Source organism: Desulfosporosinus hippei DSM 8344 (assembly GCF_900100785.1).
In the GTDB taxonomy this organism is placed as follows: domain Bacteria; phylum Bacillota; class Desulfitobacteriia; order Desulfitobacteriales; family Desulfitobacteriaceae; genus Desulfosporosinus; species Desulfosporosinus hippei.
In genome coordinates this window covers 1-26314 of the sequence record NZ_FNCP01000040.1, presented here as the reverse complement: position 1 = coordinate 26314, position 26314 = coordinate 1, and the positions used below count along the sequence as shown (strand labels likewise).

The following is a 26314-nucleotide window of genomic DNA, read 5'->3' as shown; positions in this document are numbered from 1 at the left end:
TACGAATCACTTAGTCAACTACACAACTGGATCAGTGCATTGCCCAGTTATATCAAGGCTTTATTCGCACAATTACGGTGCGAAAGTTGAGTAATTAACAAAGCAACCAGCAGGTATTTATTGTATTACAGCTTAGTCTTTGCTTATAATTAAGAAACAACCTAATGAGAGGGGTGTGCTGTAATATTAGTATGAAAAACAAAATAGCCCGCTGCCTGATATTAGTCGCAATCATTGGGATAATGAAATTCGTTGTCATCCCAATATTTATTGATCCATATATACCGATACATACCGGCAATGGAAGTAGTAAGATTGGTGATACCGTGATCATTGACAACCTAGAATACACCATTAACGGAGCCAAATCTGATACTTATTCTGGTGGAACTTTATCCTATATTTTAGGAACTGGTAAGAAAACAGTGCACGTCTCTGTCACAATTAAAAACCCCACTAAAAATGATTATATTTTTGACCCAGATTGCCATTTTGTAGTTATTGCCTCTAAGGCACAAAGCTTCTCAATTCCTTTATCTACCAAGGATTTAAATAAAACAATTCCAGCTGGAGAAACTATTCAAGGCGAATTTTTTTATAAAGCCCAGTCTAACCACAGATATTTCATTATGAATATCTGGAAGGACATAAATGATAAATTTGATCCTTCAGCGGAAATAGCCCTAATTGATTTAATAGCCCCCTAGGTATAGGAAAAGAGCTAGTTTATAAACTGGGCATGGTGAAAATTTGACACCAAAGCTTTAGAACAATTGAGGTCGTCAGACTTATGAGTGTGACAGACCTCAATTAAACGGACTGGCCCAAAATCGGAAACGTTTCCGATTTTGGGCCAGCAACAACCTTAAATTACGTTGCCCTGATGCCTGATCTCCTAACCTTAGGACAACCTGTTCCTTTTCCAAGGCCAAGGTTACTAACCCTGATCATTACAGACTACATCGTCCTATAGCTCCTTGGCTCTTTCTCTCCTATGAGACTTCTTCGCATAGTTAAATAGGATATTAGACACATTATTTAGTAACAAATTTTTAAACGGAGATATAATATGGAACATAAATGTATCGAAATAGTAGGTGCACGTGCCAATAACTTAAAAAATATCAGTTTAAAAATTCCCAAAAAGAAGATAACAATTTTTACCGGAGTGTCAGGGTCGGGCAAATCGTCGATCGTCTTTGAAACGATTGCCCAGGAAGCCGGTCGGCAATTGAATGAAACCTTCAGCAAATTTGTTCAAGGTTTTTTACCTAAGTATGGTCATCCGGATGTTGATGCCATTGAAAACCTGTCCTTAGCGATTATTGTTGATCAAAAAAGGATAGGCGGGAACTCCCGGTCAACTCTCGGAACAATAACAGATATTAACCCATTAATCCGGCTGCTGTTTTCTCGAATTGGACAGCCGCAGATTGGCCCTTCCCATTATTTTTCCTTTAATGACCCAAATGGAATGTGCAAGACTTGTGAGGGTATCGGCAGGATTGTAACGCTTGATCTTGACAAAGCTTTGGATAAAGAAAAGTCGCTAAACGAAGGGGCGATTTTGTTGCCGGGCTATAAATCCGGTAATTGGCAGTGGAAAATGTATGCCTCAACAGGCTTTTTTGATTGTGACAAAAAAATCAAGGATTATTCGAAAGAGGAATACGACAAGCTTGCCTATTCTAAACCGGTAAAAATCAATTCGGCCATCGTTGAAGGAATGAACTCCACTTATGCAGGTCTTGTTGAGAGATTCATAAGTCAGAACATCAAAACCGAGTTTGAAAAATCGGAGGCGTCAAGGAAGAAAATTGAGCCATTCGTCACTGAACAGCAGTGCCCTAATTGCGGGGGCAAACGCTATGACGAAAGTATTTTAGCCTCGAGAATCATGGGCTATTCAATAGCGGATTTTACGGCTCTGCAGGTAGATGAGCTCCTGGAATTATTCCAAAAAATTACTGATAATAACGTAAAACCTATTATCAAAAATCTGACTGAGCGCTTGAAGGATTTAATTCAAATAGGGCTTGATTATGTAAGCTTGGATAGGGAAACTTCCACATTATCCGGCGGCGAATCCCAACGTGTTAAAATGGTCAAGCACCTGACCAGCAGCTTGACGGATGTAATGTATATTTTCGATGAGCCAAGTATCGGATTACACCCCAGAGATGTGCACAGGCTTAACGAACTGTTGCTAAAATTGCGGGATAAAGGCAATACGGTGATAGTGGTTGAGCATGACCCTGATGTGATAAAGGTTGCCGATTATATTGTTGATGTTGGGCCCCAAGCCGGTGCCAACGGCGGTCGGATCATGTTTGAGGGCAGCTATAGCGACCTTCTGACAGCCAAGACACTTACTGGAGAATACATCGGCAGGAGTCTGCCGATTAAGAGTAAGCCAAGGACAAGCAATGATTTCTTAGAAACGAAAAAGAGTAGTTTACACAATTTGAAAAATGTCAGCCTAAGAATACCTAAAGGAATCTTCACCGTGGTTACTGGAGTTGCCGGTTCCGGCAAGTCTACCCTTGTTAATGGTGTCTTTGCAAAGGAATATAAAGATGCTATCATTATCGACCAGTCCGCAGTCAGTGCAAATTTGCGTTCCAATCCGGCCACCTTTACCGGAATAATGGATCAAATTCGTAAATTATTTGCCGATGAAAACAAAGTAAGCGCCGGATTGTTCAGTTATAATTCAGAGGGTGCCTGTGAGGCATGCAAAGGGCGGGGTTATATAGAAACAGATCTTTCCTTTATGGATTCAGTTGAAACCCTCTGTGAGGAATGCGGCGGCAAACGGTATAAGCATGAGGTACTAGCGTATAAGTATAATGGCCGGTCGATTGTTGAAGTGCTTGAAATGACCATTGCCGAAGCCGTGAACTTTTTTAGCCAAAAAGAAATCAAAAACAAGCTGAAGTATATAGTTGATGTGGGTCTTCATTACATGACCCTGGGCCAGCCCTTAGACACCCTTTCCGGTGGAGAATGTCAACGCTTAAAGCTTGCCAAGGAATTAAGCAAAAAGGGCAATATTTATATAATGGATGAGCCTACAACCGGTTTGCATATGTCCGATATCACCGGCATTTTGACTCTTATTGACCGTCTTGTTGAGAAGGGCAACACCGTTATTGTCATAGAACATAACCTGGATGTCATTCGTAATGCCGATTGGATTATTGATGTAGGTATTGAGGGCGGCAGCAAAGGCGGACAAATTCTCTTTGAAGGAACCCCTGGGGACTTGAGAAACTGTAAGGAATCGATTACTGCAAAATACTTATAGCCGGTGGGAGTAACATATTATTTCAAGCCTTATCGATACTCATAACCGAATAGTTTCCCACCGTTATTGCATCAACGACTGTATTAATCTCATGCCTTTAAAGGCAAAGCTAGGTTTGACTATAATCAAATATACACTGACTGAAATCCATACTTCTTAGATTATCTTCTTCAATATAAACGCACTGAACTCCTGTTCCTAAAAAATCCGAACCTACTTGCAGTAATAAAATTTTATTCTTCATCATTTTCTTTATTTCATTCTCTGTAGCTTGAACATTTGTAAATATCCCATATATCTTTGATGTTTCTTCGCCAGCCAATTCATCCCATACTGTTAATCCATTATCATCGATTTTGTATCTTGATGATATTAACTCATTTTCAAACCAAATATCCCCTATTATCCTACCGGCAAAATACCAATCTTCATGCTCTTTGTTAATCCTTTTCAATTTGTCCTTTTCCACATTTTCATAAAATACCAACCCTTTATCTCCGTCTTTTACAAAAAAATATAAGTAGCCACGGTCGGGCAACAGACCTAACTTATCGTGTTTTGAGAATAATGCAAGATCAATCTGAGCTAAAAAGGAATATCCTTCAGGATATTTCAGGTTTTCTGGTAAATCAACAACCGGTCCCCCAATCCTGGAAATTCCAATAGGAATATCTATTTTTTTATAATCGTCGTATTCAGACTCCAACTCAGATTTCATTTGGTATAGGGGTTTATCGATAGAATATTCTTTATAGAGTTGTTCATGATACGCTTCATCCCAAGCCTGGTGATATTCCTTGCCTAATGGACTAAATCGAATAACGCAGTACTTTTCTTCTTTCGTTGTTATAACTTTGGCTTTTTTTTCAATTAAGGATGTGCTTTGGGATAAAGCTTTTTCATAAAATCTCTTTTGTTTCTCAACATACCCTTTTCTCGTAATATAAACAGTCAGAATCTTACCAAAGTTTAAGGTGATAAATATCTCGCTTTTATGAGAAACAAAACAGTGGTCGGAAATTTCGTAATCCTTGAATTTAAGCTTAAATAAATCTTCAACCTTTCCCGCTTCTTCCCCAATTAATTGAATATTATCTAGAAACACGGATGGCGCAGAAAAACGGAAAGCTGCACTTACTATTTGGCCATCTTCTGATGCTTCATAATGAACTTGACAAATATCGTTGTAATTTTCAATTTGATATAAAGCTACTTCAGATTCTTTAAAAAATGTAGATTTGATTTTTAATATAGATTGTATTTCTTCACTTGTCATACCAAATTTTATACTATCTGTTCCCTCGAAAATTTTTAAATTAAAATTCATAATAAGCTCCATTCCGCCGTTGCCATTGGAGAAGTTTTCTACGTAAGCCTCAATACCTCTTCAACTTTACCAAAGGTTCGCCTGTAACAATCAGCTGAAAGATTAAACTTCCAGTTATCCTAACTGATGATGCCGTCCTATGCTTATAGAGATAGGGCGTTGTTTTAACTCAAGGGTTTAAGAATTAGCGGAAACCTTGGTACCTAGGGTTTGCAAGAGCTGGGCCCTTTTTGTATCTACAAACCAATATTATGGGGTATAATTGAGCAGCACACTGTGACTCATTGATATTACCAATGGGAAGTAATGAATTATAATAAAATGTGTGTTAATGAGTCTTAAACTGTAACGCATTCGTAGGATGATGCGAATTAAGATTATTCTTATATTGTTTCGTAGTGTAGAAAGATGTGTCTTATAAACAATATAGTGTAGTTACTGTTATAGTATATTGATGGTGGTGTAATTCTTACTTACGGTAAAAAAGGATTTTATGTTGCAAAAAAATCAAGGTTGATACGTTACCACTAACCTCGAAACATAAGGAGATAAGATGTCAAATATCATTGAGATAAGCGATTTTTCATCGTCCAATTTGGATGTCTTTGCTCGCCTGACGGAAACGCAGCTGCGCAACCGGTTGGAGCCGGAGATGGGCATATTTATTGCGGAGAGTACCAAGGTAATTGGACTTGCCCTCGACGCTGGATGCGAGCCTATTTCACTTTTAATGGAGCGCAAATACATTGCAGGGCAGGCGCACGGTATAATCACCCGCTGCGGAGATGTCCCCGTCTATACTGCCGATAGCAACCTGCTAGCAGGGCTGACTGGCTTTCAGCTGACCCGCGGTGTGCTGTGTGCCATGCGGCGTCCTCATCTACCCAGCGTTGAGGAGGCGTGTGCCGGTGCAAGTCGAGTGGCTGTGCTTGAAGGTATTGCGGACTCTACCAACGTCGGTGCCATTTTTCGCTCGGCTGCGGCGCTAGGCATCGATACCGTGTTGCTTACCCCCTCATGCTGTGACCCACTGTGCCGGCGTGCGGTGAGGGTGAGCATGGGTACCATCTTCCAAGTGCCATGGGCCCGTATTGGCAGCGAGCCCTCGCAGTGGCCGCAGCAGGGCATGAAGAGTCTGCGCAAGCTGGGCTTTAAGACCGTTGCCATGGCTTTAAATGATAACGCTGTCAGCATAGACGATCCGCAGCTCATGGCAGAGGAAAAGCTTGCTATCGTATTGGGTTCAGAAGGTAATGGACTGGCGCCCTGCACGATTGCTGACTGCGATTACACCGCGTGCATCCCCATGTCCCATAACGTGGACTCTCTGAACGTTGCTGCAGCCAGCGCCGTGGCCTTTTGGCAACTCAGGGTCCGGTAAGCTTTTATACTCACATAGTCAATTTAATCGTTTCAGATTCGGGAATCCATCCCTTAAAATTAATAAAAATGTCATATACTGGCACAGATACATATAACCACAGTTGTTGATCTTGGCATTGGGCAGAATCTACTACTTGGATAACAGTGTTAGCTTCTATTGAATTCAATTTTCTGAACGGTTATAGAAAAAGGAATAGAACGTAACTTTTTGAGCATTCAACTTTCTCTTTAAAACTCCTCTGAATAAACTTATTCCCCAGAGTCTACTTAATCAAACGTTTTCGAAAGAATATAATTAACGAAACTATTAAAATTAATACAATGGACACGGCGATAAAAGTTTGGTGATTACTCCAAAACCAACTCCCTCCCAAGATTTGCTCTGCTGTTGTAGGAAGTACCACTAAGCTACTTCCTACAATATATTTTTCAAATTCTATTTTCTCCTGCTGTGAAATTCTGTTGTCGTTTATACAAAACTCTTTCTGTATTAATTGACCACTAAGCTGATCGTCTGGTTGACGTTGATACTGTGTAGTATTTAGAATTACAACCCCTTTTGGTGTAATAGGTTGGTAGTTATCTTCGCTTTTTCGCAAAAAGAGCAGCACGGTTTTGCCCCACTCATCTAGTCGATAATCGATTGACGATTTAACGGAACTGCTCTGAGCCCCAGGGGTAGCTACAATAAACTCATGTGACTCCTTATCACCCTTCAGATAATAACGGACATTAACTTTCCAATGTGTATAACCTGAGGTTCTGAACCTTTCGAGTATGCCCAATTTTTCACCAGTTGGACCAGAGATTTCACCTATAAGAATGACATCTGAATCTTGAACAAGTTGCTGAGGGGTAAATGAAACCCATGATGCAGAGACAGTACCCAAGAATGTATTAAGCATTAGTAAAATCGCAAAAATCACCGCTAATTGTTTTACCTTCAATAATTTTACCCCCACATAAGAATTCCATTCATTTTCCGGAATATCACATAACGTTTTTATACGAACTTCGTTGATTATCTGTTTAAATTGGCTAATGCAAGCCTGTTCGTATATTTTACCTTTGCTTGACCAATGTCTAATCTTATTAAATATATTCTTCATTAACTTCCCATTTCCTACTGATGTGTCACGGTGTAAGAATAATGTTCTTTATAGTACTTCTGCAATAATCACTGCACTTTTCCCTATGTTAAGTCAACTTTTATTTTGCAAATTGAGTTCCAAATAAGAATTATGGGAAATAAAAAAAGTATTTGTAATACCGCCTGCAAGTACCTTCAGCGCAGGTATGTAAGAGCGAGAGACGGAATGTTGAGGCTTGCTGTTTATACTGAAGGGCTGTTACCTCTTGGTACAAACCCAATGTTCTGGATACTAAAAAGTCCAGATATAACTACTTTGCTCCACCTAATAGACGATGTCAGAACCTATTATCTTACTCAAAGTTCTTTTTAATTATCTCTAAACATTTATCTAAAGAAGTATTTTCAGTGTCTAATATACAAGTTAAACATCATTTTCACTGCTTAATTTATAAAAGCCGCCCTCATTGCTGAGAGCGGCTTCGTGACTTTACATCTTGTCTCTAGCCTTCTACTTCAACTTGAAAACCGCCATAAGCCATTTGCTTCATGTCAAAAGGCATCGACATGTCTTTATGTCCTTCCATCTGCTTATTCATTTCTTCCATTACTTTAGCATTGACCTCATCTCTATGTTTTTTGGATTTAAAGACTATATATGAAAACCAAACGGTATCACTACTTGTTGCTCCAGTCATTTCAGTAAATGCACGCGCTTTCTCACCACCCATTTCCTGTGGGATAAGGTCATCGCCACGACATTCATAGTATTCAAGCGCACCACACTTCATCCACGTATCACGGCCACTTTCTGCCATTTTCTTGTATTCCTCAGCTTTGTTTTTTGGCACTACAAGCACAAATCCGTCTACATATTTTGCCATAATTTATTCACCCCTTTTTTTTTCTAACAATTTTCAAGTATTATGCCACATACCGGCTCTTTTTATATATATCGTATTTGTCTTTATACTTCCCATCCTACTAACTATAACTTAGCCAAAGCTAATCTCAAACTGCCCATTATAGACAAACCTACAGGGTTATGGATTTTGTGAAATTAACATCGCCTTATTTCTTTGTGTAATTCTCCAAATATTCAACTAAGGTTGATATAATTAAGATGCTCGGTATTACTACTGGACTTCTAGGGTTTTAGAGTAGTTTATGTATGGCTGAGAAATAAAAAGGATGTGAACGGAAAATGGGCTACAGGGGGATTGAGATGGAATCCAATTACCGTGTTGTTTATGATAAATTTTGGCAGGATATTAAGAAACGCGATCCTAAAGAGATAACGGCGGCACGCGCTCTTTCGTACAGTAGCTATACCCGTCAGTTTGTTGTGATGTTCTTTAACGAGGAGTATATCGTGGACAGCGAAAAGGAGACAATCTGCCGGAAAGCAGACGGATATGTTCCTGATGTGGTGGCTACAATCATTATCCTCAATTACTTAGCCTATGCGCAGCCGTTGCCGGAATCTGCCCCAAACTGGGTGAGCATTAAAGAGATACCGGGTGGAATGATATTTTATTCCGCGTTTCATAAAACGGCTATCTCAGTGCTGATCGAAGCGTTCGGACATCAGCCCAGCCGGTTAATGACGGCTGCACGCTCTTTGGGCGGTCAAGCCGGTCCCTTCGGTGATGCATCCGTGGTTTTCAGGGCATTTCCTGAAATTCCTTTGTGTGTGATAGTTTGGCAAGGGGATGAAGAAGTCAGGGCCAATGCCACCATTCTTTATGATCCTTCCATAGAGCTCATGCTGCGCAGCGCGATCAGCATCGATCTTGGCATATACCTTGCGGGTCAGCTGAAGAGGCTGGCCGTCGCGCATTATGATTAATTCAGGTGATAGTATGCCAAACGCGAGGTCTTCATCTCCAGTGCCCAAGCCTTTGGTACCCTGATCCTCTGAATATCACATTATTAGCCTATTATAACTTATGCAAGCCCCTTCCGACTTCTGGTTATGAGCACTTGTTGTCTTCTGCAAATTAAGTCAATACTATTTGCAAGGAGATGATTAGCAAATGCCATCTAATAAAACTTGTCCACTTGTTGAACAGTACCTAGGATATCTTGCCGTTATAAAAGGCAGATCAGAAAACACAGTTAATGAATACCGAACCGATTTACTGATGTTTTCAGCTTTGTAATGGCATCCCGTAACAAACTCTTTGTAGAGGTTACTTGAAATTCATAAAAACAATAACTCTTAACGATATGTTTACATTCATTGCCTATTGTCAAACTGAACTTCATGCTTCGGCTGGCAATTTTGCGAAGATTCGCTTCAGCCGTGTTGGGGCCACCCCAAAGGATACAGAAAAGCCGATAGATGCTCGGTTGAAATCAGAAAGAATAAATGATGAGAGATTGTATTAATTTATTCTCTGTTTACATTGGCGGCTTATAATATCAGACAGGTGGTGATAGAAATTGAATAAAATTCTATTGGTGGATGATGACCAAAACATCCGTGAACTTGTATGTACTGTATTGAAAAACGAGGGGTTCCTCGCCTTTGAAGCATCTGACGGGCGGGAGGCACTTAAAAAAATGACCGAAGTGAATCCAGAGCTTTGCATTATTGACCTTATGATGCCCAATATGGATGGGTTTGAGCTATGCCGCCATCTTCGGCAGTCTTATGAAGATATGCCAATCCTTATGCTGACCGCGATGGACGACATAATGCAAAAAGTTAAAGGGTATGAGCTTGGAACAGACGATTACCTCACCAAGCCGTTTGAAGCGGTGGAGCTTATCATTAGAGTAAAAGCATTGCTGCGGCGCTATAAAATTCCAGCGTCGGAAATTATACAAATAGGCAATCTGACAATTGATAAGGGTAGCCACACAATTCATGTGGATAACAGCTGTATAGGTGATATACCCATGAAAGAATTTGTGCTTCTCTATAAACTGGCCCGCTCACGAGGTAAAATACTTTCTCGCGGGGATCTTATAGAGGATATTTGGGGCTATGACTTTGAGGGTAACGAACGCACACTGGATGTTCATGTCAACCGTCTGCGTGACCGCTTCCCGCCGGACCGGCATCATTTCAAAATCACAGCCGTGCGTGGTTTGGGATATCGACTGGAAGTGGTTTCATGATAAAGGGCTTGAAGGCAAAATTACACTTCGCTTTGAATGCCTTTATCCTCATTGCCTGCGCTTTTACCGTTGGCTATTTTATAGCCGCACTATTTTTCAAGGTAACGGGGCAGCCGCCTGAATTATTACGGTATATCATTTCCGGATTCACCGGACTATTATTTCTTTGGGCAGCCGTTTCGCTCAAGCCTTATAAAGAAGACAAATGGATAGCTGGCATGTTCGATGCTCTGGAAAATATAGCCCAGGGAAATTTTAATGTGCAAATTGAAAAAGACAATCATGGATTGTTAGATGAACTTACCGCACGCATCAATAAAATCGCGCAAGGTTTGGGGTCTATGGAAACATTAAGGCAAAATTTTGTCGCCGATGTTTCCCATGAGATACAGTCCCCCCTAACGTCTATCAGCGGATATGCGGCGCTTTTGGAAAACGAGGCCCTCACCCACGCCGAACGAATGCATTACATCCAAATCATCCAAGTGGAAAGCAAACGGCTGTCTAAGCTCTCCGCTAATCTGTTAAAACTTTCTTCATTAGACATCGGCGTCACTTCCCTCTCGCTGACAAAATTTCGCTTAGACAAACAACTACAAAACATCTCTATTTTACTTGAACCGCAATGGTCGAAAAAAAACTTGCTACTTGATGCTGAGCTTGACAAGGTAACTATTTACGCAGATGAGGAACTTCTTTCGCAAGTGTGGATTAACCTTATGCACAATGCCATCAAGTTTACAACCGAGGGCGGCACAATTCACATTGTACTGACGAGAGACACGGAAAAAATATCCTGTACGATAGCCGATACCGGCCTGGGAATCGCGCCGGAAGATCAACTCCATATTTTTGAACGTTTTTACAAGGTAGATAAATCCCGCGACCGTACCATCGGCGGGAATGGTCTTGGCTTGTCGATGGTGCGGAAGATTGTGGAGCTGCATGGCGGCAAAGTGACGCTGGAAAGCGAAATTGGGAAAGGATCGACGTTTACGATTAGCCTCCCTGTTACAGACTGAGTTTACATTAGTTTATATTCAATTTATCCCCCGTTTATTTTACGTTGGTACAATGACGTAGAAATGAACGAGGGATATTTTCGTTCACCAACCAACGTGAAGAATCAGGGCTTCGAGAGCGTATTGCGGAAAGGCTTAGATAGAATGGACCCGGAGGTTGAGGCCCATTTCTAATATCTTGGTTAACATATGGTACAGCGGGAAAGTCCGTTGCGCCATCTGTTTTTTGCAAAACAACTCGTTCACTCCTTGGCAAACACCCTACTGTATTGTGGTGTATCGTATGGCACAGTTTCGCAAAGCTGGATTTTTGTTGACGATGGAACAAAACCGTGATACATTATTGTTGCACCGTCAACAAAAAAGAGGGATCGTATGAATCAAGCACTGAAAATTTTAGACATTTTTATAAAAATACAGGAGAACTCGGACGTATTCCGGCATAAAGGAGAGGGTCTGTTGGATGAAATCAGCCTTGCGGAAGTCCACTGTATTGACTGGATTGGTATGATTGACCATCCGAATGTCACGAAAATTTCCGAAAAAATGGGCCTGACGCGGGGAGGCATCAGTAGAATCAGCAAAAGGTTACTGGGTAAGGGCTTAATAGAGAGTTACCAGGAGCCGGACAATAACAAAGAAATTTATTTTCAACTGACTGAGAGCGGACAGTCTGTCTATGACGAGCATAAAAAAATCCATAACCAAGCCAGACAAGAGTGGTTGGTCTTTTTCAAACACTACAGCGACGATGAGCAAGCTGCAATCTTACGGTTTTTCACAGAAGTCGGCGCTCTTTTTGACAGTGAATCGGTGGCGGAGAACGCGGGAAAGCATATGTGATCGATAAAGAAAAGTGCACAAAATACGGAACTTGTATGAAATAGTGCAAGTATAAGGCAATACAAAGATTGGATATGTACCCCGGAGAGCCGAAACAGTAGTCATTCATTAATGAGCTCTGCTACGAAAAATTGGGTATGACCGACTCTGAGAACAAGATTATTCGTTCAGACAAAAAAACTACCCTGGGGACATTATAAAATGTCCTTCTAAGCAGCATGCAAACCAAATTACGAGGGGAGATTCAAAATGTTAAAAAGTAAAATAATACCAATTATTATTATTCTAGCTGCTTTGACTGTTGGAGTTACTGTATTCCTGGGAAGGGAGGTAACCACAATTGCCGTCTCTACTCCCTATGTAATTTCTGTTAAAGTCAGTCAAGCAAATAATGTTACGATGGATCCAACCATCTCATATACGGCTTCATTAGAAGCGTCTGAAGAGGGAATTGTAAGCGGCAAAGTTGACGGTAAGGTAGTTCAGGTCATGTTCGAAAATGGAAAGTATGTATCCCAAGGAGACCCGCTAATCAAATTAGATGATCAGGAAATTAGAAACAACATAGCGTCTTCTCAAGCCAAGCTGAAAGCTTCAGAAAGTCAATTAGTGTCTTCACAAAAAGGGTTGCAGAAAATGCAACTGAACGTAGAAGACGCACAGCGTACCTATGATAGAACGAAAGAACTTTTTGACGGGGGAGCCATTTCCAAGGTTGAACTGGAAAGTGCGGAAACAACGTTAAGGAATGCCAAAATTGATCTGGAAACAGAAAAGGCCATTATTGAAACAGCAAAAGCTAATGTTATTACGGACCAGATCAATTTAAAAAATCTGACAGAATCACTGACAAATACGACTATCAATGCCCCCATTTCTGGCATTTTAGATGAGAAAAGTGTGAATTTGGGGCAATACGCCAACATGGGACTTGCCTTGGGAAAAGTTAAAAATATATCACCTATCTATGCTGTTATACAGGTAGACCAAAACGATATCAGCTTTTTAAAATTGGGACAGAGTGCGAAAGTTAAAGTTGGAGGTAACGAGGGTAAAGAATATAACGGGATTATGAAAAGTATTGAAGTATCTGCAGATACCACCTCAAGAGTTATTAAATGCAAAGTTCAGGTTGATAATCAGGATCAGTCACTGAGACCAGGTATGTATGCAAACGTAGATATAGTAGGTAACCTGAAGGCCGAAGTCATTGCAATTCCAATAGAAGGTTTGAGCGGAAATCAAGGAAATTATACAGTCTTTGTGAATGATAAAGGGATCGCCCGTCAACGTATTGTTAGTATCGGAGAAATTGCCAAAGGCTTAGTGGAGATCAAAGACGGCGTAAAAAAAGGTGACAGCGTGATCATTACCAATGTGAATACACTCCAGGATGGCGATGCCGTTTCCGTAGTAACAGAATAGGGGAGCAAAATTTATGTTTTTAACAAATTTAAGCATAAAACGGCCTGTATTTACCATTGTGGTAATTATTGCACTGCTGGCAGTAGGTGTTGTGAGTTATATAGGATTACCTATCAATGAATATCCCGAATTATCTATTCCTGAAGTAACTGTTTCGATTTCCTTGCCGGGAACTTCAGCAGAACAGCTTGAATCAAAGGTAACCAAAGAAGTAGAGGAAGCAGTGGGCCAGATTTCGGGAGTGAAACACATCTCCTCCTCCATCACGGAAGGGGTTTCGCAGACCCAGGTTGAGTTTAATTCTGGGACTTCAGTCGATGTGGCGGCACAAGATATCAAAGATAAAATCAGCAGTATTCGGGGCGCTTTACCAAGGGACATTAATGAACCGATCATTGAAAAATTCGATCCTACTGCAGTACCTATTATGTCCTTCGTTGTTACAAGCCCTCTTTCCAACAAAGATTTATCACAAGTCGTAGACGATAAGATCACCAAGAAACTGAATACGGTTAAAGGCGTTGGGGCTATTACCACCTATGGTGGGCAGGTCAGAGAAATACATATCAAACTCGATAAAGAAAAAATGGCGTCTCTTAAGGTGACTGCTGCGGAAATCACACAGAGCCTTCAAAGTGATAACATCGATGTGTCAAGTGGTAAGGTTTCCAATGGCGATAAGGAAGTTTCCATTAGAACCAATGGTACGGTAAAAGAAGTCAGTGATTTCTTAAATGTTTTAGTTGCCAATCGTAATGGGATTGAACTTCGAATCAAGGATATTGCCCAAGTGGAAGATACTATTCAGGAGAGGGATAGCTTATCTTATTTTAAGGGTGAAGAAACCATTGGGGTAAATATTATCAAACAATCTGCAGAAAATACCACCCAAGTAGCGGACGATCTTAAAGAAGCAATTACAACAATTCAAGCTTCACTGCCTAACGATGTCACCATTAATATTATCGATGACAATTCGCAGGTCATACGGGCGTCCGTGGCTGAAGTTCGGAAAACGATACTTGAAGGTTGCCTGCTGGCGGTTCTCGTTGTCTTCCTTTTCCTTCGAAATGGAGGAAGTACGCTAATCAGTGCAATTTCGTTACCAACATCGATTATCACTACATTTGTAGCTATGAATCTGATGAACTTTTCCCTCAACACCATGTCTTTAATGGGTCTTTCCTTATCGGTTGGATTGCTTATTGATGATGCGATTGTCGTCATAGAAAATATCGTACGACACTTAAATATGGGGAAATCTCCGATTCAGGCAGCGAAAGACGGCACGAGTGAAATCGGACTTGCCGTGACAGCGACAACGTTTACAATAGTTGCTGTATTTCTCCCAGTTTCTATGGTAAGTGGAGCGATTGGAGCCTACATCAAGGAATTTGGGATAACTATCGCTGTCAGTGTCTTGGTTTCATTATTTGTATCCTTTACTTTAGTGCCCATGCTAGCGTCTAAATACGTAAAAAGTGAAAACAATGAATCAGATAAAAAACAAGGTCCCCTGGGTAAATTTTTAGTATGGTTCAATCACCTGTTTGTTAAACTTGCCAGAGTATATACAAATATCCTCAAGGTGGCGCTGCAACACAGGATTAAAACCATCGCCATTGCTATGGCAATGTTCTGCGGCAGTTTGCTCCTGCTGACCAGTATTGGAACAAGTTTTATCGAAACATCAGACAACGGAAAGGTCACCATTGCAGCGGAGACAGATGGGGGAACAACCCTGGCGAGTGCTGCACAAATAACCAAAAGAATGGAAAGCATTCTTAATAAGTATCCTGGAGTGGAGTACCTGTACTCGACGGTCACAGCCAACAACATCAATATTAGTGTACAGCTCCCAGATAAAGCGCAAAGGAATGAAAGCTTGAGTGAAACCGCAAATAGGATGCGTGAGGAGTTTAAGCAGATTCCCGGAATTAGTCTTGCTATAAGCACAGGTTCAAGTGTGATGAACGGAAAAGCTGTTGAGTACCATTTTACCGGCAATGACTTCAATCAACTTTTAGACTATTCGCTCATGGCTGAGAAAGTCTTGAAAAAAGTTCCTGGGGCTGTTGATGTAAATATCAGCTATAAGACTGGAAAAGCAGAGGCAAAACTTGAGGTGGATCGTGATCGAGCGGCTGATCTAGGTGTGAGTCCAGCGGTTGTTGCCGATACGTTGGGAACCCTCTTCGGTGGTTCCCTCGTCACCTATTATGAAACAGAAAAGGATCGCTATGATGTTAACGTATTGCTCCAAGATGATCAACGAACGGATTTTGACAGCTTAAAAGGGATTTATGTTCCAGGTTCAAATGGCAGTATGGTTCCTCTCAATCAGGTCACAAAGCAAGTTTTCGCTACAGGTTCTACGAACATTAACAGGTATGATAAGGCTAGAGAGATTCAAATAGATGCCAATGTCTTCGGAGTTTCAACGAGTACCTTTGAGGCTGCGTTTAATACAAACTTGGAAAATGAAACGAAGATGCCTATGGGCATAAGGCAAGTCAGCGGAGGAGAACAGGAAATGATGGCAGAAGCTATTCCAGGCTTAATGACAGCACTTTTCATGGGAATTCTATTCATTTACTTGATCCTTGCGGCACAATTTGAAAGTTTTGTTGATCCATTTGCGATAGTATTTTCCTTGCCATTTGGTATCATTGGAGCACTGCTGACCCTGTTTCTCACAGGCAGCAATTTAAGCATGATGACAATTATTGGTATCATTATGCTCATGGGACTTGTAACCAAAAACGCCATTTTGCTAATTGACTTTACTAGGCAAAGGCGGGGCGAGGGAGAAGCGCGCGGTGCCGCGATTCTAGAGGCGGCTTCCACGAGACTTAGACCGATCATTATGACCACTGTAGCGATGATATTCGGTATGCTTCCCACCGCCCTCTCCACAGGCTTAGGGTCTGAAGGACGCTCACCTATGGCTTATACCATTATTGGCGGGTTAATCACATCGACCTTTTTAACACTCATAGTTGTACCTGTGATCTATACACTGTTGGACGATGCCAAAGGATTGTTTAAAGGGAAGACGTTGCGGTTGAAGGACAGAAATAGGATAAAATATGAAAACAATCTTTAACCTATAGTAGCGGGTACAGCTTTAAAATTTAGAAAGTGGTTTACCCTGTTGGAAGATCAACCCATATTTTTGAACGTTTTTACAAGGTAGATAAATCCCAAGACCGTTCCCTCGAGGGAATGGTCTTGGCTTGTCGATGGTGAGTTTACATTGGTTTATATTCAATTTATCCCCCGTTTATTTTACGTTGGTACAATGACGTAGAAATGAACGGGGGATATTTTCGTTCACCAACCAACCATCTGCCGCTTTAGGGTGTTAATCTCCGAGGCAATCACCACGGGGGTCCGGTTGGCCGCCAATTCATCCATCATTCCATCCATCCTCTCCTTGCACCCGGCAAATCTTCTGTCGGTTCTACCCATAGCATATGATTCCCCGCTGAAGGTGACAGACGGCACGAGCATGTCCCAGAACGCGACACGTTGTCGCGTTCTGGGACATGCTCGATTTGGTCACAGGTACTGCTTTGTATATTTTCAATACACTCAAATTACTCATCCCACTGACACTTAGGGCAAGGTAGAGGTTAACCTGATAGAAACCGATTCTACCTATATTTTTAAGTATGGCTTTATACGTCATTCTTCCTCAAATTACTTAAAGCATTTTGATAATTCATACTGCGTGATCTATATCTTCTGTGTGCTTGTATTCACTATCTGTTCAACCTTTACTATTGGTTCAACGCATTTCCATAAATTCGAATATTTGACCATCTATACTGATTATTTCATCAATGGGAATCGCTGTGCCATCGGTCATAACGACAACCCGTTCATATTCGTCTATCTTTTTAGCCGTACTGATAGCAGTAACATAGGCGCCACCATTCTTCTTCGCATCCGGCTGAAAGTAGGTAATTGCGATTTCGGGATACTCTTTAATCCGATCTGCTATGATTTGCAGCCTATCACTCAAAGCGTCTTTCATATATTCGTCCAATTTTACTCTCTCGTCAGTCAGTCTTGCGGTTTCTTTGATGGCAGCACCATAGCCGGTCAGTGCGGCGAAAGGGGAAAACTGGGCTGCCCGGTCAATAGCAGTCATATGAGGGCGTGTCGTAGAGACATGGTGAGGTAGATTAATGATGTCGTCATATGTCCTCGTCATGCCTTGTGCCCTCCAATCTGCCTGTTCCGGTCTACAGTGGTAGCGCCTTCCTCCAGATTCATACCCTTTAGAATGGCGTTCTTGCCGTATTTCTTTTTTATCTCAAGCATTGCTTGCTGCATCTTTTTTTCTCGTGCAAGCTCAGCTTCTTCATCTTCTTTTTTCGCCTGCGCTGCCGCGTAATCCGTAAAGAGATCAAGTTGTTCAAAGTTGCCCGTCTTTTGAACCGTTGCCTCATCAACGACATGATTCGCAGTGATGTTAACTCTTCTGATCAGAAGAGTTTTGTCAACGATGCGTTCAAACAGATCTGTGACGGCATCTATGATGAGCTTTGTAGAGGAGGTCTGTCTGCCAAGATTTACTGAACCATGCGCGGATTTCGGAAGGTTGCGTCCGTAGTGGTCAGTGGTGATTGCCCCGTGATATGATTTCTTTATCTCTGGATTTGTTAGATTATCGATATCATATCCGACCGTCAAAACAAGCTGGTCGCTCACAAGCCTTTTATCTACCAGATCAAGTACCAGGAGATCAGTCATTTCCCGTACGATAAGCTTCGCTTTGTCAAAAGTATAGGCATAGTGCAGTACCTGCCCCGATCCAATACTGTTTGTGCTTGGCTTATACGCTTTAATATCGGCAATTGTGCATGGCTCCCACCCCCACGCATGGTCGATCAGCAGCTCAGCGTTGATGCCAAACAGCTTATACAGTAAATCCTCGTTGTAGTAATCGGTAGGTTTACCGAGAGAGCATCTTGCAATATCCCCCATTGTAAGGAGACCTTTTTCCTCCAGCTTCTTGGCATATCCTTTTCCAACGCGCCAAAAGTCTGTTAGAGGCCGATGCGACCACAGGGAGCGACGGTAGCTCATTTCGTCCAGCTCGGCGATCCGCATACCGTTGTTATCAGCAGGTATGTGCTTTGCCTGAATATCCATAGCGATCTTGCTAAGATACAGGTTTGTGCCAATTCCCGCCGTTGCTGTGATGCCAGTTGTTTTGAGTACATCCAGAATCATTTTCGCGGCAAGCTCACTGGCTGAAAGATTGTAGGTGTTCAGATAATCGGTGGCGTCAAGGAATACCTCATCAATGGAGTAGACATGAATATCTTCGGGCGCAATGTACTTCAAATAGATATTGTAAATCTGCGTGCTGTACTCTATATAATACGCCATCCTCGGTGGAGCAACAATGTAGTCTAACGAGAGACCCGGTGAGGATTTCAATTCAGTATCGTTGCAGGAAACACCGGAAAAGGCTCGTCCTGGCGCTTTGCACAGCCGTGCTGCATTTGCTTCCTTAACCTTCTGTACGACTTCAAACAGCCTCCCCCTGCCGGGAATGCCGTATGCTTTGAGGGAGGGAGAGACAGCGAGACAGATGGTTTTTTTGGTGCGGCTTGCATCAGCGACAACAAGGTTGGTGGTCAGCGGATCAAGCCCTCGTTCCACACATTCCACCGAAGCGTAAAAGGATTTCAAATCAATTGCGATATAGGTTCTGTTCTTCATGCTTATTCTCCGGTTGCCTACTTAAATACAAATTATCTGCTCGACAAATTCTGTTTATCTGGGCGTTATATAATTATAAGAAATTCACTTTAATCGTTCATATACCCATTATTAGCTTATGATTCTCTTATTATAAAAAGGGATTTTCCGCATCGGCCACTTCTTGCAAAATCACAATCGGATCTGATATCAGGCCAAATTGCTCGTCATCCGGGTAAGTTACAGCTATTGTCGGTTTATTACCTGCATATGCAATCACACTAGCCATTGTATCCCATTTTGTACATAAATAGAAATGTGCATATTCCCCTTGTTCAACTATCTTCAAATATGCCCCAATGTTTCCTTTTATTATCGTTGTATCTCTTATCCCTGTTTCATATTCATATTTTTCAAACGCATCCTTCATATGAATAGGTACAATACCATGCCATGTTCTTGATATCATCTTATTTTCATCGCCTTCTCTTTACCCAGGTTGTTATAACTTCCAATTTATTGGCCTAACGGATATATGGAAAGAGCGGTACTTAGTCACGTTTATTGTCTCACACCACGTATAATTAACTTATTGATTAAACACTCTTTGTAAACATTCTAGGGTTTCCAGGTCTTTAAATACACAAGAACATTATTACTGAACCCTACTCAGGCACGTCGATATATTCAGATAATCTAGCTTTAAGAATCTCAATTAATTCTATATCCATGAATTGATAATCATCTGGGATATCAAGACAGATAATCTTCTTATTAGAAATTTGAGGGCCAAATTTAGTTTTAAGTCTTCTATTATGCTTTTTCTCCATCACAAAAATCAGATCAGCCCAACCTATATGACCACTAGTTACCTTAATACGAGCATTTTCTTCTGTACCAGCTGACCTTACCTCATAGCCATTGACCCCATGAAATATCTTTTCAGCAGTTAAACTGCGCCATTTATTTCTGCTACATAGAAACAATATTTTAATATGATTCACCTTCCATAATAATCAATTTACTACCTCACTAGGTACTTGGCATAACTCGTCCAGCTTCTCTGGGCAGACAATATATCCCAGTTGTATAGAAGTTGCGAAACAGTCACAATATTTCAGTCCCCCAAATGCTCCTAATCTTATCTATAAACTGGAATTCATCTCATTCCCAACCACAGCCTTTAAATCGCAAAGGTGTTCCTTCAGCCATTATTTCAAAACCAAGCTTCTGATAGAAACTTACATTTTTCTTTTCATCAGGTACTACTTCAACGTAAAGAAAATCTTTGTAGTCCTGCAATAAAGAATTCACTAATGTTGAAGCAATTCCATAACCTTGATATTGTGGATTTACCAATAAACAATCAATCGTTGCCTGCCATACACCATCATCTAAACCTCGAATAAGCCCTACAAGCTTAATGTCATCCCATGCCGAAACAACTTTGCTGGAATTTTGAAATGCTATTCTCAATTTCGCAGGGAATTTTCCTGAAAACCAATCAACTGATAAGAACAAATCTTCAAGTTGTTCTTCTGTAAATTCTTTTACACGTTTATATTCAATCATTTTCTTCACCTTTCATCTAATTTGTTTGTTAACTTACGGCTATACTCATCGCGTCCTTCTGCTAATTGGCCTAACGGTCATGGATAACCTAAAACTTCTCTGTTTATGAGATGTGTCGCCGCTTAGAAGACAATCTTATACATACCTTGCTATCCCCTATTGCCGACTATATAATAGATTTAAGTTCTGGTAGGAGGTGAGTGATTTGCAATTTGACAGTCATGCTTGGGTTTTATTAATTCTGAACCTAGCTTTGATATTGGCATTCTCCTGGGTTAGTTTCAGAATGTTGAAAAGTAGTTTGATTAGTTTCAAACATGCAGATACTTATCTCACTAGCTGCCAATTGACTTCTACCTGTCCATTACATCTTCAACACAAAAAGTATTTAGTTGTTAGAAGAATGATTAAGACTGATAGTGACGATGATCCACAGTTTTTATCCTCCTAGTTTTACGAATAAAAACTAAGGAGGACGTTTAAAATGTACATTTTCGCTTCCACATTCACCCATTTACTATCTAACCTTATAACTGTAACCGGTGACTGGTTTATCGCGGTGGCCTTAATCACACTAAGTATCAAGTTATTGCTCTTTCCTTTGTCGGTGAAACAACATAGAACACAATTGTTAACCGCGAACCACAATCGAGCAAAGGCAATGTTGACAAGGAAGTTCCACAGCCAGACTGAAAAAGTCAATTCTGAATTAATAAAGATTGCATCTAAGTATAAGATTAATCCTATGTCTTCAATCCTAACTCTATTAGTCCAAGCGCCAGTCTTTTTCTCCTTATACTTTTCCGTAATTAACTTGAGCACGTCGGTTGGAAGTATCCTTGTGCCATGGGTGTCAAGTCTCCATACAATCGACAACCTTCATGTATTGCCAATTGTTGCTGGCTTATTTCAAGGACTAAGCGGAATCTCAACAGAAAATAGGAATCTGCTAATGTTCATTTTGCCAGCTACTATTGGGGTAGTGTTTCTTTGGAAGGCTCCAGTTGCCCTTAGTGCATACTGGATTGTTAATTCAGCCCTAAGGTTAGTTGAGATTAAAATTTTTTCGTTAAAACCTATCCAACAAAGACTATTTAATATACCATCTCCTGAGGAGATGGTAAAAGGAATCTAGCATAACACCTTAGCCCGGTAAATCCGGGCTTTTTTTTCTAAAAATAGATTCTTTCAGGGGGCGTTTCTCTTAACTACGGAATTTGCGAATATTTTGTTTCAGGTATTCCTAGCATTTCATGAGTATACTCATCCCACTGACACTTATTGTGTGTAAGCAAGGCGTGATCATCTTTCCCTATTCAGTATCATGATCTTCATCTTTAATGACCAGGACTTTGAGCCCCGGTACGGGCTCTTCATTCATGAATTCGGATTCTCCCTCCTGCTGTGCTTTTAAAAGGATATCCATGGCATCTGCAACTTTTGCCGCAAGCTGAAAATACATTTTTCTGTAATCCAACACCCTAATCTACCCCCTATTTCAAGCAGCGGCAAGGCTCCGGGTCATGACCCGGTCCTGCCGTCTGCTTTTATAGGGGAAATTAAAAAACGCATGCGAGGTCTTTTTACCCTACACATGCGCTATGCTTCGTTTTTTGCTGAATCCTAAATACCTGAGCCCCATCAACCGGAAGCAAACCGGCTGTGAACAGAAAAACGGTTCGCATAACCGGTACACGAACAGTTCCTTTCCGCTGCCTGGGTCAGGAATAGGCTGATCTCCTGCTGCGTGAAGCCGCACAGTCTGCTTCGTACCGACGTTTCGTTATACTCGCTTTACCCTCAGCACAGGTACTTTGCTTGTGCATAAATGGGCAGCATTGTATAATAAAAATGTCGTCGTGGACAGTCTGTTACGTGTAGGTGCTTGCATCACCTGCTCGTGCCTGGAAGTGCTCCAACACTTTCAGGTCACGGCGACTTTTTAATTTCCACCTATTTCTAATTATAGCTTTTTTGAGGGGGATTGCAAGGTATAGGAGAGGGATCGGGGGAAAAAACTGGCTTGTCTGCTTAGACGTCAAATTAACTCAGAACGGGAAGTTCGACCTGAATTTTCTGGTGATACTTAACGCCTTCTCCCAATGATCTTTGATACCATGTTGGGCCACGCACGGTTTCCTTCCCAGTTGGTAAAACATATTTTCTCCTTTTTTATTAATATGGATTAGCAGAAGTTAATCTTCAACACACAATCAATACCGAAAAGGATAACCGGTCTTCATAAAGTGCCTCTCTTCAACGCAACCTCATCGATCCGGCGTACCAAACTGTTGGTATATGCCATGAAATACTTGTTCCAAAATCTGTCCGCATTGGGATTGAGACTCTCGAAATCCACGCCGAGTCGGGTGTAGCCCTCTGATTTTAATATACTGATTGCATGGTTTATGAGATTCTGAAAAATACCTTTTCCCCGATATTGAGGCAAGCAAAAGGCTCCGCAAATATTTTGCATATCCGGCATACCAGTGATAAAGTTTTCGCTCTCATCGCTCACTTTAAGAAAAGCAATTATTTCTTCATTGCTTTTCGCTGCGAAATAGCGGTCTTTACTTTCGTGCATTTCTTGCGCGAACTCATCTTCAGTCTTGGTATATCTGCGGATAAATGTCGGACTGGTAGCCATATGCTCATCAAGGAGAACATCCAGCGTACGAAGATAAAAACGTTTTTCCCCAATAAGTTCAGTATATTCTACATCCAAATATGGCGAAACATTTAGTGCATCCATTGGGCGTATCGCGTCGACGCAGCGAAGCCCAAAGCCGTAACGGAAAAACTGCTCCTGCACTGTCGTATTGCCTGCATACAAACAAATCGCATGGCTAGACGCACCGGCCCTTGCCCATTTTTCCGCTGCAGTTTGATACATCCGGGCATATATGGCCCCTCGGTTTTCTGTGATCGAACAGTTACCGTATATGGGAGAAAACACGCCTCGAGCCTTTGTGGAGCCAAAGGCGTTGTTAAAGGGGCTGTAACAGCAGAGAAAGCCAACCATCTTATCCAGCTCAAATGCCGCGACACCAAGGCAATTACCGGCAAATCCCGATAGATCAGGGATGGTAATATTTTGAGGAAGAACGGTGACACGTGCCCATTCCTCTGCATAGCTAGCCTTTGCCAATAGGGTGGCTTGCTCGATATGCTCATGGATGAAATCTATTATTTGCATATGTTACGCCTCTTTTCTTTCAACAGGGTTTCTAATTATCCTAAAATATCATAGTTTCTTTAAACACCTCTCATTATTAGACTAATATGGTATATGGATAACGGAGCAATTCGTTGCAAGCGGTTTACCTTTTATGAATTTGGAGGGCCGTAACAAAGGTAACGTAGGTAATAGTAATTGAACCGGTATCTATTGAAATGTTTATGTCGTAAATCCATGTGTTAGGTGGAGTGCCCACTTATAATGTTTACTTACCCCCACTGACATGAGAAATAGTTTTAGATTGTTTAGTGGTTAGATCATACTCCAATAAAGCATGACCATTAAAATAATTAACTCTTACCCTTACTTTATCCACTTGAATAATAGCATTTAACTTTGCCTTGGGCACTTTGACAACCTGGAAATAAGCAGTCTTCCGAGTCTTTGCATCAACTATGTTCATCTTTATAACCAATTCCTTACTGATATCATCTATAAAATATGATGTTAAGTCTTGTCCAGCTCCGTTTAAAACGTAAAGAGTTGTGTCGTCGTCCGTAATTGGAAATCTTATTTGTCCGGATTCATGAATATATGTCATGCCATTATTGAATTCATATTTGATATTAGAATCTTTAAACACGGCGGGTATCTGACTGGTTAACTCTATATCACTGTAAAAAAATATTAGATAAATAAGCAGAACTAGACCGATAAGTGAACCACTAAAAATCAAAATTATCCTTCTCAATACTCCACCCCATTTATATCTTTCAGCGGCATTTCGCCTAACGTCCTGGCAGTTCCCAAAACGTCATACTACATTGATCTATTCTAAGTTTCGGGAAATGCCAAGTTAGGCGAAGGATAATTGCGGCAGCTTTCTCAATCATAAGCCAACTCTCAATCAGTAATCGGCAACTGGGTTTATCAATTGTCGGAACTCAATCCATTTGCAGAATTAGTTCTGATCTAAACTATGTTTGGTCTTAACAAAACAGTAAATTGGCCTTCCATAATGCAAACAAAGTCATCGCAATATCTGCATAGGTATGCTTGACCTCTGTAGTGTGGCTTTACCACCTTTTCAAACCACAGGTCCAAAACAAAGTGCAAGTAAATATTAGACAATATGGGGCTAACTAGTCCTCCTTATGCAAAGTAAATCTCTAAAGCTACCGTGTTTCTAGTGTTTCATCAGGATTTACTTTGCATAATGTCAGGACTACTTGAGATTCGAAAACCAGTCAAGTAATGCTACATCTTTATTCCAATCAGGAAGATTGCTATATCTGGATACGCATTTTCAATAGCCTTGCGTTTCAACTCTGTATCACACTTTGCATAAATTTCGGTAGTTTTGATATTGTTCTTGTGTATTGACTAATAACCTGGGTTTTAATAATGCCGCACAATGCAGAAATATCTTCCATATGCATTTGCTCTGAGATCGTACTATTGAAAAGAATCTGACATGCAGATGGTATACCCTCTTCGCCTTCCCAGAAATACAGAAGTATAGGGATTCTTGGAGCAAAGAAACCTTTAACAGCAATATCGGCTTTGGCGGGTAGTAAGGTGAACCCCGCTTCGGCTAAACTATGGCTCAATACCTCTTTGTTACAGCTAGAAAAAAAATCACCTAAAGTATCGATGACATTTCTTTTAATGCTAGGGTAGAACACATTCCCGTGAGGTAAATCGCGATAAGATACCCATTGATCAGAGAAGGGAATGTTCTTAGAGTAAGACAAATAATTAAGAAGAAGTAATCTATTATCGGAGTAGGGGCTATTCGAATCCTGACCGATTATTTGTCCCTCGGGATAGGAAATTTCGATTATTTCGCCAAAGCTCTCGATTATAAAGAGACCATTTAAGTATTTGCAAAGCGATCCTTCTGCAATAGTTTGTGGCGTTAACTTACGTAGATTCTCTCTACTTTTAATAAATGCGGGTGTATACCCACCTTCATCAAAGTTTTTAGTCATAGAATAATCCGGCCTCCATTCATTCTGAATTAATCAAGTATTTACAATTTAATAACAATATCCAATATTCTTGCTCTTGGCTACATAATCCTTCTATATCTTAGAGGAATCTTTTTGCTTTGAGCAAGGAAAAGGGCGAGAAAAACGACAAGGGGCAGTCATTCTGTCTCACTGATGTATTACAAGGGGTACGGTTCGTGGACACCGGTCTCCTGCTGAATCGTACTGAGAGACTGGTGTAAGCGGTCAAGTAAAATGACCGTTTTTTGGACACAAATTGATCGGTTTTTTGACCGCCTTCATCTCTAAATCTTTAGGGGTGGATTACAAAA

25 protein-coding genes are annotated in these 26314 nt (G+C 41.0%); 12 read left to right on the top strand and 13 right to left on the bottom strand.

The features are described 5' to 3' along the window. Nucleotides 1-191 precede the first annotated feature (191 nt). Both BLS16_RS21605 and BLS16_RS21600 read left to right on the top strand, forming a co-directional pair. Entirely contained in the window at nt 192-707 is a 516-nt protein-coding gene (locus tag BLS16_RS21605; RefSeq protein WP_176786260.1) for a DUF4352 domain-containing protein, read from the top strand. 362 nt (nt 708-1069) lie between these two features. Next, the gene (locus BLS16_RS21600; protein ID WP_092335678.1) at nt 1070-3307 is read left to right on the top strand and encodes an ATP-binding cassette domain-containing protein; all 2238 of its coding nucleotides are present in this window, start codon (nt 1070-1072) and stop codon (nt 3305-3307) included. Between the two features lie 109 nt (nt 3308-3416). Here BLS16_RS21600 and BLS16_RS21595 read toward each other — a convergent pair whose 3' ends face one another. After that, the gene (locus BLS16_RS21595) at nt 3417-4646 is read right to left on the bottom strand and encodes a DUF1963 domain-containing protein (protein ID WP_092335677.1); all 1230 of its coding nucleotides are present in this window, start codon (nt 4644-4646) and stop codon (nt 3417-3419) included. Nucleotides 4647-5187: 541 nt separating this feature from the next. Here BLS16_RS21595 and BLS16_RS21590 point away from each other — a divergent pair. Further along, complete coding sequence (locus BLS16_RS21590; protein ID WP_092335676.1) at nt 5188-6015, top strand: TrmH family RNA methyltransferase; 828 nt, start codon at nt 5188-5190, stop codon at nt 6013-6015. Between the two features lie 265 nt (nt 6016-6280). On the opposite strand, the gene BLS16_RS21585 is transcribed toward BLS16_RS21590, so the two are convergent. Then, nucleotides 6281-7126 carry a hypothetical protein gene (locus BLS16_RS21585; protein ID WP_092335675.1) on the bottom strand — a complete coding sequence of 282 codons (846 nt, stop codon included), beginning with the start codon at nt 7124-7126 and terminating at the stop codon, nt 6281-6283. 484 nt (nt 7127-7610) lie between these two features. After that, nucleotides 7611-7991 carry a DUF1428 domain-containing protein gene (locus BLS16_RS21580; protein WP_092335674.1) on the bottom strand — a complete coding sequence of 127 codons (381 nt, stop codon included), beginning with the start codon at nt 7989-7991 and terminating at the stop codon, nt 7611-7613. Between the two features lie 341 nt (nt 7992-8332). Here BLS16_RS21580 and BLS16_RS21575 point away from each other — a divergent pair, with 341 nt between their 5' ends. From BLS16_RS21575 to BLS16_RS21540, 8 genes are all read left to right on the top strand, one after another. Then, nucleotides 8333-8956 carry a DUF3786 domain-containing protein gene (locus BLS16_RS21575; RefSeq protein ID WP_092335673.1) on the top strand — a complete coding sequence of 208 codons (624 nt, stop codon included), beginning with the start codon at nt 8333-8335 and terminating at the stop codon, nt 8954-8956. Nucleotides 8957-9143: 187 nt separating this feature from the next. Continuing rightward, the gene (locus BLS16_RS21570) at nt 9144-9269 is read left to right on the top strand and encodes a site-specific integrase (RefSeq protein WP_092335672.1); all 126 of its coding nucleotides are present in this window, start codon (nt 9144-9146) and stop codon (nt 9267-9269) included. Nucleotides 9270-9336: 67 nt separating this feature from the next. After that, nucleotides 9337-9498: a hypothetical protein gene (locus tag BLS16_RS24470; RefSeq protein WP_242876398.1), complete on the top strand. Its 162-nt coding sequence runs from the start codon at nt 9337-9339 to the stop codon at nt 9496-9498. A 54-nt stretch (nt 9499-9552) separates the two neighbouring features. Continuing rightward, nucleotides 9553-10233 carry a response regulator transcription factor gene (locus tag BLS16_RS21560; protein WP_092335671.1) on the top strand — a complete coding sequence of 227 codons (681 nt, stop codon included), beginning with the start codon at nt 9553-9555 and terminating at the stop codon, nt 10231-10233. Further along, on the top strand, nt 10230-11255 hold the full coding sequence (locus BLS16_RS21555) for a sensor histidine kinase (RefSeq protein WP_092335670.1): 1026 nt from the start codon (nt 10230-10232) through the stop codon (nt 11253-11255). The genes BLS16_RS21560 and BLS16_RS21555 overlap by 4 nt, the downstream gene beginning before the upstream one ends. A gap of 375 nt (nt 11256-11630) precedes the next feature. Continuing rightward, a complete protein-coding gene (locus BLS16_RS21550) occupies nt 11631-12098 on the top strand; it encodes a MarR family transcriptional regulator (protein ID WP_092335669.1) in 468 nt (155 codons plus the stop codon). Between the two features lie 249 nt (nt 12099-12347). Beyond that, on the top strand, nt 12348-13523 hold the full coding sequence (locus BLS16_RS21545; protein WP_092335668.1) for an efflux RND transporter periplasmic adaptor subunit: 1176 nt from the start codon (nt 12348-12350) through the stop codon (nt 13521-13523). A gap of 13 nt (nt 13524-13536) precedes the next feature. Next, the gene (locus BLS16_RS21540) at nt 13537-16629 is read left to right on the top strand and encodes an efflux RND transporter permease subunit (RefSeq protein WP_092335667.1); all 3093 of its coding nucleotides are present in this window, start codon (nt 13537-13539) and stop codon (nt 16627-16629) included. A gap of 227 nt (nt 16630-16856) precedes the next feature. On the opposite strand, the gene BLS16_RS23900 is transcribed toward BLS16_RS21540, so the two are convergent. The 6 genes from BLS16_RS23900 to BLS16_RS21515 form a co-directional block, all read right to left on the bottom strand. Then, nucleotides 16857-16994 (bottom strand): hypothetical protein, encoded by a 138-nt coding sequence (locus tag BLS16_RS23900; protein WP_176786257.1) that lies wholly within the window; start codon nt 16992-16994, stop codon nt 16857-16859. Nucleotides 16995-17313: 319 nt separating this feature from the next. Continuing rightward, on the bottom strand, nt 17314-17742 hold the full coding sequence (locus tag BLS16_RS21535; protein WP_092335666.1) for a hypothetical protein: 429 nt from the start codon (nt 17740-17742) through the stop codon (nt 17314-17316). Then, entirely contained in the window at nt 17739-19262 is a 1524-nt protein-coding gene (locus BLS16_RS21530; protein ID WP_092335665.1) for a Y-family DNA polymerase, read from the bottom strand. The genes BLS16_RS21535 and BLS16_RS21530 overlap by 4 nt, the downstream gene beginning before the upstream one ends. 130 nt (nt 19263-19392) lie before the next feature. Next, nucleotides 19393-19710: a pseudouridine synthase family protein gene (locus BLS16_RS21525; protein ID WP_092335664.1), complete on the bottom strand. Its 318-nt coding sequence runs from the start codon at nt 19708-19710 to the stop codon at nt 19393-19395. A 196-nt stretch (nt 19711-19906) separates the two neighbouring features. Next, nucleotides 19907-20245, bottom strand: coding sequence for a low molecular weight protein tyrosine phosphatase family protein (locus tag BLS16_RS21520; protein WP_092335663.1), 339 nt, complete (start codon nt 20243-20245; stop codon nt 19907-19909). Between the two features lie 160 nt (nt 20246-20405). Then, complete coding sequence (locus BLS16_RS21515; protein ID WP_092335662.1) at nt 20406-20813, bottom strand: GNAT family N-acetyltransferase; 408 nt, start codon at nt 20811-20813, stop codon at nt 20406-20408. A gap of 484 nt (nt 20814-21297) precedes the next feature. On the opposite strand from BLS16_RS21515, the gene BLS16_RS21505 reads away from it, so the two are divergent. Next, on the top strand, nt 21298-21948 hold the full coding sequence (locus tag BLS16_RS21505; protein WP_092335660.1) for a YidC/Oxa1 family membrane protein insertase: 651 nt from the start codon (nt 21298-21300) through the stop codon (nt 21946-21948). Nucleotides 21949-22125: 177 nt separating this feature from the next. On the opposite strand, the gene BLS16_RS23895 is transcribed toward BLS16_RS21505, so the two are convergent. The 4 genes from BLS16_RS23895 to BLS16_RS21485 form a co-directional block, all read right to left on the bottom strand. After that, nucleotides 22126-22293, bottom strand: coding sequence for a hypothetical protein (locus tag BLS16_RS23895; RefSeq protein ID WP_176786259.1), 168 nt, complete (start codon nt 22291-22293; stop codon nt 22126-22128). A 759-nt stretch (nt 22294-23052) separates the two neighbouring features. Beyond that, the gene (locus BLS16_RS21495; protein ID WP_092335659.1) at nt 23053-24009 is read right to left on the bottom strand and encodes a GNAT family N-acetyltransferase; all 957 of its coding nucleotides are present in this window, start codon (nt 24007-24009) and stop codon (nt 23053-23055) included. Between the two features lie 247 nt (nt 24010-24256). Beyond that, nucleotides 24257-24742 carry a hypothetical protein gene (locus tag BLS16_RS21490; protein ID WP_176786258.1) on the bottom strand — a complete coding sequence of 162 codons (486 nt, stop codon included), beginning with the start codon at nt 24740-24742 and terminating at the stop codon, nt 24257-24259. Between the two features lie 571 nt (nt 24743-25313). After that, on the bottom strand, nt 25314-25982 hold the full coding sequence (locus BLS16_RS21485; RefSeq protein ID WP_092335657.1) for a DUF3786 domain-containing protein: 669 nt from the start codon (nt 25980-25982) through the stop codon (nt 25314-25316). Nucleotides 25983-26314 lie beyond the last annotated feature (332 nt).

Coding starts and splice junctions, on each gene's coding strand:
- BLS16_RS21605 (WP_176786260.1), top strand. CDS start 192: ATGAAAAACAAAATAGCCCGCTGCCTGATATTAGTCGCAATCATTGGG.
- BLS16_RS21600 (WP_092335678.1), top strand. CDS start 1,070: ATGGAACATAAATGTATCGAAATAGTAGGTGCACGTGCCAATAACTTA.
- BLS16_RS21595 (WP_092335677.1), bottom strand. CDS start 4,646: ATGGAGCTTATTATGAATTTTAATTTAAAAATTTTCGAGGGAACAGAT.
- BLS16_RS21590 (WP_092335676.1), top strand. CDS start 5,188: ATGTCAAATATCATTGAGATAAGCGATTTTTCATCGTCCAATTTGGAT.
- BLS16_RS21585 (WP_092335675.1), bottom strand. CDS start 7,126: ATGAAGAATATATTTAATAAGATTAGACATTGGTCAAGCAAAGGTAAA.
- BLS16_RS21580 (WP_092335674.1), bottom strand. CDS start 7,991: ATGGCAAAATATGTAGACGGATTTGTGCTTGTAGTGCCAAAAAACAAA.
- BLS16_RS21575 (WP_092335673.1), top strand. CDS start 8,333: ATGGAATCCAATTACCGTGTTGTTTATGATAAATTTTGGCAGGATATT.
- BLS16_RS21570 (WP_092335672.1), top strand. CDS start 9,144: ATGCCATCTAATAAAACTTGTCCACTTGTTGAACAGTACCTAGGATAT.
- BLS16_RS24470 (WP_242876398.1), top strand. CDS start 9,337: ATGTTTACATTCATTGCCTATTGTCAAACTGAACTTCATGCTTCGGCT.
- BLS16_RS21555 (WP_092335670.1), top strand. CDS start 10,230: ATGATAAAGGGCTTGAAGGCAAAATTACACTTCGCTTTGAATGCCTTT.
- BLS16_RS21550 (WP_092335669.1), top strand. CDS start 11,631: ATGAATCAAGCACTGAAAATTTTAGACATTTTTATAAAAATACAGGAG.
- BLS16_RS21545 (WP_092335668.1), top strand. CDS start 12,348: ATGTTAAAAAGTAAAATAATACCAATTATTATTATTCTAGCTGCTTTG.
- BLS16_RS21540 (WP_092335667.1), top strand. CDS start 13,537: ATGTTTTTAACAAATTTAAGCATAAAACGGCCTGTATTTACCATTGTG.
- BLS16_RS23900 (WP_176786257.1), bottom strand. CDS start 16,994: ATGGGTAGAACCGACAGAAGATTTGCCGGGTGCAAGGAGAGGATGGAT.
- BLS16_RS21535 (WP_092335666.1), bottom strand. CDS start 17,742: ATGACGAGGACATATGACGACATCATTAATCTACCTCACCATGTCTCT.
- BLS16_RS21530 (WP_092335665.1), bottom strand. CDS start 19,262: ATGAAGAACAGAACCTATATCGCAATTGATTTGAAATCCTTTTACGCT.
- BLS16_RS21525 (WP_092335664.1), bottom strand. CDS start 19,710: ATGATATCAAGAACATGGCATGGTATTGTACCTATTCATATGAAGGAT.
- BLS16_RS21515 (WP_092335662.1), bottom strand. CDS start 20,813: ATGATTGAATATAAACGTGTAAAAGAATTTACAGAAGAACAACTTGAA.
- BLS16_RS21505 (WP_092335660.1), top strand. CDS start 21,298: ATGTACATTTTCGCTTCCACATTCACCCATTTACTATCTAACCTTATA.
- BLS16_RS21495 (WP_092335659.1), bottom strand. CDS start 24,009: ATGCAAATAATAGATTTCATCCATGAGCATATCGAGCAAGCCACCCTA.
- BLS16_RS21485 (WP_092335657.1), bottom strand. CDS start 25,982: ATGACTAAAAACTTTGATGAAGGTGGGTATACACCCGCATTTATTAAA.